Genomic DNA, 13,226 nt, shown 5'->3' with positions numbered 1-13,226 from the left:
GTTTTTAGCGTAGCGAACGGGCCTCTAAAATAAAGCCTTGAAGAGGTCCCCTGCGATGAAACCTGCATCAATCAAACGCTTCCTGCGCCTGCTTGCCGAGTTGACGGTGTTTCTGGCCCTGTATGCATTCGGCGGCCAACTGGCGGCCTGGCTCGGCTGGCCGATTCCCGGTGGGGTGATGGGCCTGGCGTTGCTGTTAGTGGCGTTCGCTCTCGGCTGGCTGAAGCCGGCGGCCCTGCAGTTGGGCGCTGGTTTGTTGATGGCTGAAATGCTGCTGTTCTTTATACCGGCGCTGATGAGCCTGCTTGATTACGGCAGCCTGGTACGTGACGAGGGTTGGCGGATTCTGCTGGTCATCGGGGTCAGTACCCTGGTGGTCATGGTGCTGACCGCGCTGACCGTGGAATGGGTATGCCGCTGGAGAATGCGCCATGACCTTTGAACCGATGCCTTTATTCTGGCTGGCGCTGACGCTTTTGGCCTACCTGGGCAGCCGCTGGTTGTATCGGCGCACTGGGCGCTACCTGCTGTCGCCGCTGATTTTGGTGCCAGTGTTGCTGCTGGCGGTGGCTATTCCGTTGAACACCGCGTACGCCGAGTATGCGCGTGACACCCACTGGTTGATGTCGGTGCTGGGGCCGGTAACGGTGGCGTTTGCCATACCGATCTGGCAACAGCGCGCCCTGTTGGCGCGCCATTGGCCAGCACTGGCAATGGGCATGCTGGTCGGCAGTTCGGCCTCCATTGCCAGCTCCTGGGGCCTGGCGCATTTGTTGTCACTCGACAGCGCCGTGAGCTTGTCGTTACTGCCCCGTTCGATTACTACACCGTTCGCCATGCCGCTGGCGCAGGATTTAGGTGGGGTGCCTGAGTTGACGGCGGTGTTCGTGATGTTCACCGGTGTTCTGGGGGCCATGCTCGGTGGCGTGTTGCTCAAGTTCCTGCCGCTGCGCACACCCTTAGCCCGTGGTGCGCTGTTCGGGGTCGGGGCGCATGGCGCCGGGGTCAGCCGGGCGCATGAAGTAGGGGGGGAAGAAGGCTCTGTGGCAGGCCTGGTGATGGTGCTGACCGGCTTACTCAACTTGTTCGCCGCACCGTTACTGGTACTTATAGTGTGACCGAGCGCGCTTATTGACGGCCTGACTCACAGAGTCAATAAGCTGGCTGCCAATGCAACTTACCTTCGACGGTGGGCCTACTAGACTGTCCCGCAGTAGAGCACACGAATGTGCCGAGGTGATTGCAATGATCGCAACTGATGCCTTGCTCAACACAACGCTCCTCTTTTTACCGGGGTTACGCTGATGCCTTTGGCCGAGATTCCATTGTGCGTCTGGCGTACCCGGGGCCTGAACTTTTCGTTCCGCGGCCAGACGATTCGTTACTGGACAGCAGGGCAAGGTGAACCGCTACTGCTTATCCACGGGTTTCCCACCGCCAGTTGGGACTGGCACTACCTGTGGGCACCACTGGCCCAGCGCTTTCGGCTAATTGCCTGCGACATGCTCGGGTTTGGCGACTCGGCCAAACCCCTGAATCATAACTACAGCCTGATCGAGCAGGCCGATTTGCAGCAGGCTCTGCTCGAACACCTGAAGGTTGAGCAGCCGGTGCATCTATTTGCCCATGATTACGGTGACAGCGTTTCCCAAGAGCTGCTGGCACGCCATCATGAAGGGCGCGCGAACATCGCCAGTTGCGTATTTCTCAACGGTGGATTGTTTCCTGAGCGGCATCGAACCCTGCTGATCCAGAAACTGTTGCTCAGCCGCCTGGGCTGGCTGGTGGCTCGCTCGTTCGGGCGCGACGACTTGGTGCGTAACGTGACGCAGGTCTATGGCCCGTGCACGCATCCCAGTGAAAGTGCGCTGGATGACTGCTGGAGCCTGGTGGCAGCCAACCGCGGTACCCGGATCCTGCACAAGTTGATCGGCTATCTGCCTGAACGGGTGGTGCATCGTGAGCGCTGGGTCGCGGCCCTGCAAAAAGAGGGCGTACCGCTGCGCTTTATCAACGGTGCAGTCGATCCCGTCTCTGGTGCCCACATGCTGGAACGCTACCAGCAACTGGTACCCAATCCCGATACCGTATTGCTGCAAGGCATCGGCCACTACCCCCACACCGAAGCACCGGCACAGGTGCTGCGCCACTATCTGGCGTTTCGCGAACAGCCGCTGGCAACGATTGCGCAGAGAGTGGCCTGGTCCTGAGCGGCCAGGCCGGTTTTATCATCGGCTGACCTTATTGCCTGCCATTCACCCGGAGCCCGCTTGATTGTGTGCTGGCAGGTGCTGGCCGACACTCGGGCATTCCTTGCTGGTTTCCCTGGAGTGTTGAGCATGAACGAATCGGTACGCCTGGACGATAAAGTGGTGATTGTGACCGGTGCTGGTGGCGGCTTGGGGCGGGCTCATGCCTTGCTGTTTGCGCACCACGGTGCACAGGTTGTGGTGAACGACCTGGGCGGTTCGGCCCATGGCGAAGGCGCGAGCGCCTCTGCGGCAGACTGCGTTGTAGCGCAGATTCGTGACGCTGGCGGCACTGCGGTGGCCAACCACGATTCAGTGGCCGATGGTCAGCGGATTGTCGAGCAGGCGCTGGACACCTTTGGCCGCGTCGATGTGGTGGTCAACAACGCTGGCATCCTGCGTGACAAGACCTTCCATAAGATGGAAGACAGCGACTGGGATCAGGTGTATCGCGTGCATGTTGAAGGTGCCTACAAGGTGACCCGTGCCGCTTGGCCGCACCTGCGTGAGCAGAACGCAGGGCGGGTGATTTTCACCGCCTCGACTTCTGGTATCTATGGCAACTTTGGGCAGGCCAACTATGGCATGGCCAAGCTCGGCCTCTATGGCCTGACCCGTACCTTGGCGATTGAAGGGCGCAAGCACAACATCCTGGTCAATGCCATTGCCCCCACTGGCGGCACGCGCATGACCGAAGGGCTGATTCCGCAGCAAGTCTTTGAACAGCTCAAGCCAGAGCTGATCAGCCCGCTGGTGGTTTACCTGGGCAGCGAGCAGTGCCAGGACAGCGGCGGCTTGTATGAGGTGGGCGGTGGCTGGGTGGGTAAAGTGCGTTGGGAGCGCAGTCTCGGCGTGGGCTTCAACCCGCATCAAGGCTTTACGCCGGAGGATGTCGCGGCCAACTGGCAGGCGGTGGGTGACTTTACCGACGCCGTGCACCCGCGCGACAGCCTGGAGGCGTTGCAGCAAATGATGGCCAACCTGCAAAAGTTCGCCCTGTAGGAGCGGGCTTGCCCCGCGATATCGTTAGTTCAGACACACCGCATCGCGGGGCAAGCCGGTTGAGGTCGCCGCAAGTTCCTGCCTATGCTGGGCGGCCATGACCGATGCAGGAGTACAGAGGATGTACGAGTCCAAGACCGAGGCCGTGCTGTCGCCCCGTCAATTTCGCTTTCGATTGTTGCGCCATGCCCTGGCGGCTTGCCTGTTGCTGGTGGCCTCGATTCTCTTCGGCGTGCTTGGGCACCTGTACTTTGAGCCGCACATTCCCTTGCACGATGCGATCTTCAACGCCACGTTGCTGCTGGGTGGGGTAGGGCCGGTGATCTTGCCCGAGAGTATGGGCGGCAAGCTGTTCTTCGCGGCTTATGGCTTGTATGTGGGATTGGTATTCGTGGCCAGCATCGGATTGATTCTGGCGCCCATTGCCCATCGCGTGCTGCATCGTTTTCACTTCGACGATAGCGACGATTAAACCGGTAGGAGCGGGCTTGGCCCGCGATTGCGGTTGGTCAGACACAACGCTTCGCGGGGCAAGCCCGCTCCTACACGCGCATAAAAAAGGCCGCTGCAAAGCAGCGGCCAAGTAAGACGCAGATCAAGGAGCTTCAAAATCAACGTCGGTGAACCTGGTGCCAGAAAGCGCAGGCTGCGCCCCAGCTGTAAACAGGATAAGACGCTGACTTGGAAGGAAAAATAGTCAATTGTGACATTCACTGTTGCGCCTCTGGCAACAGTGCCCGGCACACTCAAGGCGTTTCTTCGTAGCCCATGCGCCAGCTGATCAATTTCGCTGCCGCCAGCAATTGCTGAGCGGCCGGGCCTTGTTCGTCGGCGTGGAAAATCGAGGTCGGGCCCACCACGGTCAACACGGCGGCAATCTTGCCCATGGCATCGAATACCGGCGCCGAGAGCGCGTCGACGCCAGGCATCAGCAAGCCATGGACATGGTGCAGGCCGCGTTCACGGATGCTGGCAAACAAGGTTTCATATTCACTGGCGTTGTGCCCCGATACCGCCAGCTCCTGCTCGCGCAGTTCGAGGATTTCACGCTCCGGCAAGTAGGCGCCGAACACCAGACCGGTCGATGAGCTGAGCAGTGGCAGCACCGAACCAATCTGGGTAACCACGGTCACCGCGCGCACTGCGGGTTCAATGTTGACCACCGTTGCCCCCTGGTTACCCCAAACGGCAATGAAGCAACTTTCGTTGAGTGCGTCGCGCAGCTGTGACAGCGGCATGGCCGCGACTTTCAGTACGTCCATCCCGCCCAGCGCCGCCAGGCCCACACGCAATGCTTCACGGCCCAGGCCATAGTGGTTGGTGGCCGGGTTCTGTTCGGCAAAGCCGCTGGCAATCAGCGCCTGCAAGTAGCGGTGCACTTTGCTCGCGGGCATGTCGACATGCTCGGCCAGACGCGACAGCGAGGTCGAGGGCGACAGTTGCGCCAGGGCCTTGAGAATGTCGGTACCGACTTCGGCCGAGCGGACCTTCTGTTTGCCGGCGCTGTCGGCGGGGGAGCTGGCTTTGGCCATGGTGCATTCGATCCGGGTAGTCGAGGTGGGCGTCTTTATAGCTTGACGGTCTTCGTCAATCAAATTACGTTATGCGTAATGTAATTACGATAAAAATAACGCAGAGCGACTGCCACCGCGAACGGTTTGCAGCCAACTGCCATCAACCGGCCTGCATTGGGCCCGGAGGCTCGATGAACCTCGAAAGCACCCCCGTCCTCGATTACTTGAGCGGATTCGGCAACGAATTCGCCAGCGAAGCCTTGCCTGGCGCCTTGCCGGTTGGGCAGAACTCGCCGCAAAAGGCCCCTTACGGCCTGTATGCCGAGTTGTTCTCCGGTACCGCCTTCACCATGAGCCGCAGCGAGCAGCGCCGTACCTGGCTGTACCGCATTCGCCCTTCGGCCCTGCACCCGCGCTTCGAGCGTCTGGAGCGGCAGTTGGCCGGCGGCCCGTTGGGCGCAGTAACGCCTAACCGCCTGCGCTGGAGCCCACAGGCGATTCCGAGTGAGCCAACTGATTTCATTGATGGCTGGGTAGCCATGGCCGCCAATTCGGCTGGCGAGAAACCTGCCGGTATCAGCATCTACAACTACTGCGTGAACCGCTCGATGGAGCGGGTGTTCTTCAACGCCGACGGCGAACTGCTGCTGGTGCCGGAGCTGGGCCGCCTGCGCCTTGTAACCGAGCTGGGCGTGCTGGTGGTCGAACCGCTGGAAATTGCCGTGCTGCCGCGTGGCTTGAAGTTCCGCGTCGAACTGCTCGACAGCCAGGCACGCGGTTACATTGCCGAAAACCATGGTGCCCCGCTGCGAATTCCAGACCTGGGCCCGATCGGCAGTAACGGCCTGGCCAATCCTCGCGACTTCCTCGCGCCGGTGGCCCACTACGAAGACCAGCAAGGCCCGGTGCAATTGGTGCAAAAGTTCCTCGGCGAATTGTGGGGCTGCGAGCTCAACCACTCGCCACTGGACGTCGTCGCCTGGCACGGCAACAACGTGCCGTACAAATACGACCTGCGCCGGTTCAACACCATCGGCACGGTCAGCTTCGACCATCCGGACCCATCGATTTTTACCGTGCTGACCTCGCCGACCAGCGTGCCGGGCATGGCCAACCTCGACTTCGTGATTTTCCCGCCACGCTGGATGGTGGCCGAGAACACCTTCCGTCCACCATGGTTCCACCGCAACCTGATGAACGAGTTCATGGGGCTGATCAAGGGCGAATACGATGCCAAAGCCGAAGGCTTCCTGCCCGGTGGCGCGTCCTTGCACAGTTGCATGAGTGCCCATGGCCCAGACGCCGAGACGTGCGCCAAGGCCATTGCCGTCGATCTTGCACCGAACAAGATCGACAACACCATGGCATTCATGTTCGAGACCAGCCAGGTGCTGCGTCCGAGCCGCCATGCTCTTGAATGCCCGCAACTGCAGGCCGACTACGATAGATGCTGGGCGACTTTGCCGAGCACCTTCACCCCACATCGGAGATAACCCATGAATCAGTCCGCTATTGCCCGCAGTTGGGTCGAACACGCCAACGGGCATCGCGATTTTCCACTGCAGAACCTGCCATTGGGGATCTTCACTCACCAGGGCCAAGCCAAGCGTTGTGGCGTGGCCATTGGCGATGCAATTCTCGATCTTGAAGCCGTACTGGCTGCTGGCCTGTTCGACGGTCAGGCCCGTGCTGCCGTCGAGGCTACCCGTGGCGGTGCCTTGAACGCCTTTTTCGCCCTCGGCCGTGTTGCTCGCGTCGCCCTGCGTGAGCGCCTGCTGGAACTGCTTGGTGAGCACAGCGAGCATCAGGCTGTGCTGAAACCGTTGTTGATTGATAGCCGCGAGTGCCAACTGCACCTGCCCGCGCAGATCGGCGACTACACCGACTTTTATGTTGGTATCGAACACGCCAAGAACGTCGGCAAGCTGTTCCGTCCGGACAACCCGCTGCTGCCCAACTACAAGTACGTACCGATCGGCTACCACGGCCGTGCGTCTACCATTCGCCCGTCTGGCACTGATGTCCGCCGGCCCAAAGGCCAAACCCTGCCGGCTGGCCAGAGCGAGCCAAGCTTCGGCCCCTGCGCGCGCCTGGACTACGAGTTGGAGCTGGGGATCTGGATCGGCCAGGGCAACGACATGGGCGATGCGATTCCAGTGGCTGAAGCGGCTGAGCACATCGCCGGCTTCTGCCTGCTCAACGACTGGTCTGCCCGTGATATTCAAGCCTGGGAATACCAGCCGCTTGGCCCGTTCCTGTCCAAGAGCTTCATCTCGACGATTTCCCCTTGGGTGGTCACTGCCGAAGCGCTGGAGCCGTTCCGTTGCGCTCAGCCTGCACGCCCGGAGGGCGACCCTCAGCCGCTGTCGTATCTGCTCGACAAGCGTGACCAGGCTGGCGGTGCGTTTGACATCGAGCTGGAGGTGCTGCTGCTGACCGAGCGCATGCGCGAGCAAAACCTGCCCGCCCATCGCCTGACATTGAGCAATACTTTAAGCATGTACTGGACTGTCGCGCAGATGGTCGCTCACCACAGCGTCAACGGTTGCCAGCTGCAGCCGGGCGACCTCTTTGGTTCGGGCACTTTGTCTGGGGCACAGCCTGGCCAGTTCGGCAGCCTGCTGGAGATTACCCAGGGCGGCAAAGAGCCGGTGCAGCTGGCCTCGGGTGAAGTACGCAAGTTCCTTGAAGACGGTGACGAGATCATCCTGCGTGCCCGTTGCGTGCGTGAGGGCGTGGCATCGATCGGCTTTGGTGAATGCCGCGGCAAGATTCTTCCAGCCAAGTAAGAGGGCAGGGCCATGGATTTATTCAACTACTTCCGTTCGACCTCGTCTTACCGGGTGAGAATTGCCCTGGCGCTCAAGCAGCTTGAGTACCAGTACGTGCCAGTCAACTTGCTCAAGGGCGAACAGACTGAGGCGGATTTTCTTTCACTCAATCCACAGGGCCGGGTGCCGGCCTTGCGGATCGACTCCGGTGAACTGCTGGTGCAGTCACCGGCGATCATCGAGTACCTGGAAGAGGTTTATCCACAGCCGGCGCTGTTGCCCGCAGACGCGGTGCAGCGCGCACAGGCTCGCGGCGTGGCAGCGTTGATCGGTTGCGATGTGCATCCGCTGCACAATGTCAGCGTGCTCAATCAGCTGCGTGGCTCGGGCTTCAGTGAAGAGCAGGTCAATGCCTGGATCGCGCACTGGATCAGCCAAGGGCTGGCGGCGGTAGAAAAGCTGATCGGCGATGACGGCTTCTGCTTTGGCGAAGAGCCGGGGTTGGCAGATGTCTATCTGCTCCCGCAGTTGTATGCTGCCGAGCGTTTCGGCATCGGCCTCAGCGACTACCCACGTATTCGCCGTGTCGCCGATCTGGCGGCGGAGCACCCGGCGTTTATCCAGGCTCATCCGGCAAGGCAGCCCGACACGCCGTGAGCAGCAGTCCCTAGGCTCTGTATGAAAAACCTAGTGCACTGAAGGGGCAGGGGGATGCAACTGCCCCAGGCGTTCGGTCAGGCGCAGGCGTTGTATGGGGTCGTCACTGAGTAGCAACGCATGCTCCAGGTCGAAGCGCTCGGCCTGTGGGCATTCCAGGTGTTGGTACAGGGTGGCGCGGGCCAGGTAGTCGCTGGCCGTGGCGGGGCCTAGCTGCAGCACGCGTTCGGCATCCTTGAGCGCGGCCAGGTCGTCGTCGTGGGTTGAGTGCAACTGGCGCAGGTTGCGTGACAGACGCTGGAGCATCTGCTTGGGGCTGGCGGTAAGCAGGTGTTCGGCGTTGAGCTGCAGCTGTGGGCCAAACTGGCGTCCGAGCAGTTCACGGCAATCCGCCGGGTAGAGCCTGCGGCCTCCGCACGGGTCAAGCAGGTGGTCGGCGCCGGGAACACGCAAGAGAAAATGCCCGGGGAAATTCACGCCTTCCAGCGGGATCGACAAGCCATGCGCCAATTCCAGGGTCAGCAACGCCAGGGCGAGCGGCTGGCCACGACGGCGCTCCAGTACTTTATCGAGCAACGCTGCCTGGGGGCGTAGGGGGTGGTACTCATCCTGCTGAAAGCCCATGGCGTTGAGCTGGCGTAACAGCGGCTGGGCCAGTTCGCTGAGCGGCAGCATCGGCAGACCGGCACTGACCTCCTGTTGCAGTGCTTTGACCTGAGCCATGATGGCCAGCGGCTGGACACTGCTGTCGTGTTCAACTGCAACCCATAACGCTGCCTCCAGCAAGGCAACCGGATCGCGTTCCAGACAGGCAAGGCAGGCTTGGCGTGGGCTCATGAAAATCTCCGCTCCAGCTTATTTTGTAGCGCTGGCAACGCCTTTCGTCCAGTGGTCCGGGCATTGTCATCAAGCGGCAATGTGCGGCCTATACTGGGATCAGCACCTCACTGAGGAGCCCGCTGATGTTCGCGCTGATGCAAAGTACCCACACGCAATCGCTGCACCTGTGCATTGACCCCGCAACGGGCCTGAAGGCTGTGGTCGCCATTCACAGCGAACACTTGGGGCCAGCGATGGGTGGCTGTCGCTATCTGGCTTACCCCGATGACGACAGCGCCATGATCGACGCCATTCGCCTGGCCCAGGGCATGAGTTACAAAGCGGCGCTGGCGGGCCTGTCACAGGGTGGCGGGAAAGCGGTGATCATTCGTAACCCCCATGTGGAAAACCGTGCTGCGCTGTTCGAGGCCTTCGGTCGCTTCGTCGACACCCTGCAAGGCCGGTTCATTACCGCCGTCGACAGCGGCACCTCGACCCTGGACATGGACTGCATTGCCCAGACCACCCAGCACGTCACCAGTACCACTGCTGTCGGTGATCCCTCGCTGCATGCCGCCATGGGCGTGTTTGCCGGCATTCGTGCCACGTCCATGGCGCGCCTGGGGAGCGACAACCTGGAAGGTTTGCGCGTGGCGGTACAGGGGCTGGGTAATGTCGGTTATGCGCTGGCTGAACAGTTGCATGCCGCAGGTGCCGAATTACTGGTCAGCGACCATGACCAGGGCAAGGTGCAACTGGCGATCGAACAGTTCAACGCGCGGCCGGTGGCCAACGAGATGTTGATCAGCACGCCCTGCGATATCTTCGCACCCTGTGGGGTAGGGCCGGTGCTCAATGGCCAGAGTGTGATGCAGCTACGCTGTGCGGCAGTGGCCGGTGCGGCCAACAACCAGCTGACCACCTTGCAGGTGGCCGACCAACTGGAAAGCCGCGGGATTCTGTATGCGCCTGATTACGTCATCAATGCCGGTGGGCTGATCTACGTGGCGCTCAAACACCGCGGCGAGTCGTTGAGCACGATTACCGGCCATTTGGCGCGCATTCCTTTGCGTCTAACCGAAGTGTTTGCTCACGCCCAGGCAGAAAAGCGCTCTCCGGCGCGAGTTGCGCAGATGCTTGCCGAGCGCTTGATCTACAACACATGAGTGTTACTCGTCTGGCGTGCCAGAAAGCAGCTCGGACAGGGCGTCTGGCTGGCTCTTGAACGCTTTGGCAAACACGTCGCGGTTTTTAGCCATATAGATGCCTGCATCTTCGACCTGTTGTTCACTGAGCGACGGCACGGCCTTTTTCAGGACCTCGGCGAGCAGCTCGGCCAGCTCGAGCATTTTGCTTTCTACAGCAGAGTGAGGCTAAATCCTGTCAATGATCGATTCTTCTTGAAGGCAGATGTGACACCTCCTTATCCACGTTCAGCAACGGGTAAGCTAGCGCCGGGATGTTTGGTTACTCATTTGTCTGGGCGAGTTGGGGACCGCAACGACCCCGTATCGGTCGGCGACTGGGCCGGTGGATCCTACCAATAGAAGATGAGCGTCGAGATTGAAATTGCCACTGGAGCAGCGAGTGAACTCATTTTTTTTTTCAGAGTTAAGCTTCGGAATCCCACATCTCTCGAAATTTAGCGCAGACAGCGTCAATGTCAGTCTTTAGAGATGGCGCATCTGTAACGTCCAGCTAGCAAGAGAACTAGAAGGTCGCTGATCCCACAGGCATTGGCTCTTACGGGAGTAGGGTTTTCTCGACCGCTTCTGCGTTGGTCTTCGGACGTTCATGGGGAGGCAGCCCCAGCGCCTGTACAGCAGGCTACTTTCACGGCAATAGGGTTCGTGGATGACAGCCTAACTGCTGGGCGATTCTATAGAGCTTTTCGACAGTGACGTTCATTTCACCTCGCTCGATGCGGCCCATATAGCTCCGGTCCAATTGGCAGGCTAGCGCCAGAGCCTCTTGGGACAATTCTATGGCCTTTCTCCGTTCCCGGATTCGTCTGCCCAACTCCTTCGCCAACTCTTGCATGACCGCCTCGAACAATTCAAGGCGGAACTTTCCGTCGTTTACGGATGCAGAGGCCACGGTTTATAATCCGCATTTCACTGCTGTTTGAACCTTTCAGGTGCCTGTATGAAATCGGCTACGTTTAGGCTCGACAGGCGCATCTTTGAGTTATTTCAGGACGAAGCACTCTTGCGTTTCACGACGCGTGAGTTACGAGATGCCTACGTTCGAGAGCTCGCTTCACCTCCCAAGTCCATGGTCGAGTGCTGGCGATACATCCATGATCAGATACGCCGTCTGATTCGTGTCGGATGGGTGCGCGCAGAGGATAGTCGTGCGGGTCGTGGTAAAACCTATCGAGTACTCACCCAACCCGAACATCTCACTCTCGACTTGGTGGATCGGTGTAGCTCGGAGCAGCCCGCTCGGGCCGATACGGCATATGGGGAGGAGCCAGTAGAGGAGTCGGCTGTACGCCGCCTACAAGAATTGGCCAAGGAGATACGGCTGGATCTGCTGTCATCCATGGGCGAAGCCGAACGATATAAGCAGTTGATGCAAGAGATGCCGCAGTTGAAAGAGCAGGTAGAAGACGAATTCCTTGAAGCACGCGACCGCGGCTCCCGACTTCTCGGGCATCTAAAGGCCGTAGAGAAAACACTCAAATTTTTGAGCATTGTATGAGTTCGCTTCGAAAATGGCAGAGTGATTGCGTAGACGCGGCCTTGGAGCACTACGCAAAATTCCCACATTTCTTTTGCCAGGCGACACCTGGGGCGGGTAAGACGCGGATGGCGGCTGAGGTCGCTCGGCGTCTCTTGCTCAGCGATAAAATTGACTTGATCCTTTGCTTCGCGCCGTCTTGTCAGACCGTAGAGGGCTTCAGGGGCACGTTCGAATCTCACCTAGGACTCCGTTTCGATGGCCGTATTGGCGCTGTCGGTGCGGTTTCGACCTATCAAGGGATGGATTATCAAGATCAAAGCTTCTGGGCTCTCCTTGATCAGTATCGTGTTTTTGCGGTGTTCGATGAGATACATCACTGCGCTGGAGCGGAACTTTCGCTCGGGAACACTTGGGGGCAGCTGATTATTGAGAGAGTTCAAGGGCGGGCTACGTATACTCTTGCCTTGTCAGGCACTCCCTGGCGTTCTGATGAAAGGTCGATTGTGCTCGCCAGATACTCCAATCCGGATGGGCGCATACTCTGTGACTTCAAATATGGACTCAAGGCAGCTATAAACGATCTTGTATGCCGATCCCCCCGGATTGTCCTCATCGATAACGGTGCGGTGAAGGTAACGACTCGGAGCGGGAAAAGCTCCACGGTCAACACTTATTCGAGTATCGCTGAACTGCTCGGCGATTCGCCGGTGACGTTTGAATATTTGCTGTCGCAACGAGAGTTGGTCAGTCAAATTCTCGAGCTTGGGTGCAGAAAACTGGATGAGATCCGACTAGAAACTCTTGATGCCGGTGGCCTTATTGTAGCTGCCAGTATCAGACATGCTCATCTCATAGCTGATGAACTAAGTCGGTTAGGGGAAAGTTGTCAAGTGGTAACCAATCAAACACCAGATGCTCAGGAAGCTATCGACGAGTTCCGAATCGGGACGGGACGCTGGATTGTGGCGGTGGGAATGATCAGCGAAGGGACAGATATTCCTCGTCTGCAGGTATGCTGTTACCTCAGTCGTATCCGTACGGAGTTGCACTATCGCCAAGTTTTGGGACGAATTCTTCGCCGAATCGGTCCTCAGGATGCCATGGCCTGGCTTTACGTCCTTGCAGAGCCCTCATTGAAAGCGTTCTCGGAGCGCCTATCGTTAGATCTTCCGGAAGATCTAGCGGTGATTCATCATGTTCATCGCGGGCGTATCGAGGTCGAGTTAACCCCTGAGTATTGCGGTTTTGAGTGCCTCGAAGACCAAGCCACAATCAGCGTTTCGTCGCCTTTACCGACTACAGCAGCGAGAGACGTAGGGGTTGAGTGGTCGACTATTGAAGACTCGTGCAGCCTACACTTCTTGCCGACGTTTCGTACGGAGTTGCTAGAAATCTACTAAGCCTTTTGACGATGTTATTCATAGGCTCTGAGTAGGAGGCGAAAACTGAGCATTGTTTTTAGATAGTTAAAACGTAAGCGTCCGGGCAATACGTCTTGCTTAATAAAAAAGCTGATAATTTCAACGCTT

General features: G+C 59.1%; 15 protein-coding genes. 11 read left to right on the top strand and 4 right to left on the bottom strand.

The genetic code is table 11. From position 1 onward, the window contains the following. Positions 1-55: 55 nt before the first annotated feature. The 5 genes from ACP6KB_RS23360 to ACP6KB_RS23340 all read left to right on the top strand — a co-directional run bounded on the left by ACP6KB_RS23360 (position 56) and on the right by ACP6KB_RS23340 (position 3,723). On the top strand, positions 56-442 hold the full coding sequence (locus ACP6KB_RS23360) for a CidA/LrgA family protein (protein ID WP_442109632.1): 387 nt from the start codon (positions 56-58) through the stop codon (positions 440-442). Beyond that, the gene (locus tag ACP6KB_RS23355; protein WP_442109630.1) at positions 432-1,118 is read left to right on the top strand and encodes an LrgB family protein; all 687 of its coding nucleotides are present in this window, start codon (positions 432-434) and stop codon (positions 1,116-1,118) included. The genes ACP6KB_RS23360 and ACP6KB_RS23355 overlap by 11 nt, the downstream gene beginning before the upstream one ends. Positions 1,119-1,304: 186 nt before the next feature. Then, on the top strand, positions 1,305-2,210 hold the full coding sequence (locus tag ACP6KB_RS23350) for an alpha/beta fold hydrolase (protein WP_442109628.1): 906 nt from the start codon (positions 1,305-1,307) through the stop codon (positions 2,208-2,210). Positions 2,211-2,339: 129 nt separating this feature from the next. Beyond that, entirely contained in the window at positions 2,340-3,251 is a 912-nt protein-coding gene (locus tag ACP6KB_RS23345; protein WP_442109626.1) for an SDR family oxidoreductase, read from the top strand. A 121-nt stretch (positions 3,252-3,372) separates the two neighbouring features. Then, positions 3,373-3,723 (top strand): hypothetical protein, encoded by a 351-nt coding sequence (locus ACP6KB_RS23340; RefSeq protein ID WP_442109624.1) that lies wholly within the window; start codon positions 3,373-3,375, stop codon positions 3,721-3,723. Positions 3,724-3,997: 274 nt separating this feature from the next. Here the strand turns inward: ACP6KB_RS23340 and ACP6KB_RS23335 are convergent, their stop codons facing one another. Beyond that, a complete protein-coding gene (locus tag ACP6KB_RS23335; RefSeq protein WP_442109622.1) occupies positions 3,998-4,783 on the bottom strand; it encodes an IclR family transcriptional regulator in 786 nt (261 codons plus the stop codon). Between the two features lie 173 nt (positions 4,784-4,956). Here ACP6KB_RS23335 and hmgA point away from each other — a divergent pair, with 173 nt between their 5' ends. Genes hmgA through maiA form a run of 3 tightly spaced genes read left to right on the top strand, consistent with a single transcriptional unit; the run spans position 4,957 to position 8,193 of the window. Further along, entirely contained in the window at positions 4,957-6,258 is a 1,302-nt protein-coding gene (hmgA, locus tag ACP6KB_RS23330) for a homogentisate 1,2-dioxygenase (RefSeq protein ID WP_442109620.1), read from the top strand. Between the two features lie 3 nt (positions 6,259-6,261). After that, complete coding sequence (fahA, locus tag ACP6KB_RS23325) at positions 6,262-7,554, top strand: fumarylacetoacetase (protein WP_442109618.1); 1,293 nt, start codon at positions 6,262-6,264, stop codon at positions 7,552-7,554. Positions 7,555-7,566: 12 nt separating this feature from the next. Then, entirely contained in the window at positions 7,567-8,193 is a 627-nt protein-coding gene (gene maiA / locus ACP6KB_RS23320; RefSeq protein ID WP_442109616.1) for a maleylacetoacetate isomerase, read from the top strand. Positions 8,194-8,223: 30 nt separating this feature from the next. Here the strand turns inward: maiA and ACP6KB_RS23315 are convergent, their stop codons facing one another. Next, positions 8,224-9,030, bottom strand: coding sequence for a SirB1 family protein (locus ACP6KB_RS23315; RefSeq protein ID WP_442109614.1), 807 nt, complete (start codon positions 9,028-9,030; stop codon positions 8,224-8,226). Between the two features lie 125 nt (positions 9,031-9,155). Here ACP6KB_RS23315 and ACP6KB_RS23310 point away from each other — a divergent pair, with 125 nt between their 5' ends. Beyond that, positions 9,156-10,178 (top strand): Leu/Phe/Val dehydrogenase, encoded by a 1,023-nt coding sequence (locus ACP6KB_RS23310; RefSeq protein WP_442109612.1) that lies wholly within the window; start codon positions 9,156-9,158, stop codon positions 10,176-10,178. Positions 10,179-10,181: 3 nt separating this feature from the next. Here ACP6KB_RS23310 and ACP6KB_RS23305 read toward each other — a convergent pair whose 3' ends face one another. Together ACP6KB_RS23305 and ACP6KB_RS23300 are read right to left on the bottom strand one after the other, a co-directional pair. After that, positions 10,182-10,361: a YebG family protein gene (locus tag ACP6KB_RS23305; RefSeq protein ID WP_442109610.1), complete on the bottom strand. Its 180-nt coding sequence runs from the start codon at positions 10,359-10,361 to the stop codon at positions 10,182-10,184. Positions 10,362-10,845: 484 nt separating this feature from the next. Then, positions 10,846-11,052, bottom strand: a complete 207-nt coding sequence (locus tag ACP6KB_RS23300; protein WP_038616969.1) for a helix-turn-helix domain-containing protein — start codon at positions 11,050-11,052, stop codon at positions 10,846-10,848. Between the two features lie 105 nt (positions 11,053-11,157). Here ACP6KB_RS23300 and ACP6KB_RS23295 point away from each other — a divergent pair, with 105 nt between their 5' ends. Further along, positions 11,158-11,715 carry a hypothetical protein gene (locus ACP6KB_RS23295; RefSeq protein WP_191833614.1) on the top strand — a complete coding sequence of 186 codons (558 nt, stop codon included), beginning with the start codon at positions 11,158-11,160 and terminating at the stop codon, positions 11,713-11,715. Next, positions 11,712-13,097, top strand: a complete 1,386-nt coding sequence (locus ACP6KB_RS23290) for a DEAD/DEAH box helicase (protein WP_191833613.1) — start codon at positions 11,712-11,714, stop codon at positions 13,095-13,097. Before ACP6KB_RS23295 ends, ACP6KB_RS23290 begins: the two co-directional genes overlap by 4 nt. Positions 13,098-13,226 lie beyond the last annotated feature (129 nt).

The organism is Pseudomonas sp. NUPR-001 (assembly GCF_052147955.1).
Lineage (GTDB): Bacteria > Pseudomonadota > Gammaproteobacteria > Pseudomonadales > Pseudomonadaceae > Aquipseudomonas.
This window is presented reverse-complemented; position numbering and strand designations above follow the sequence as displayed.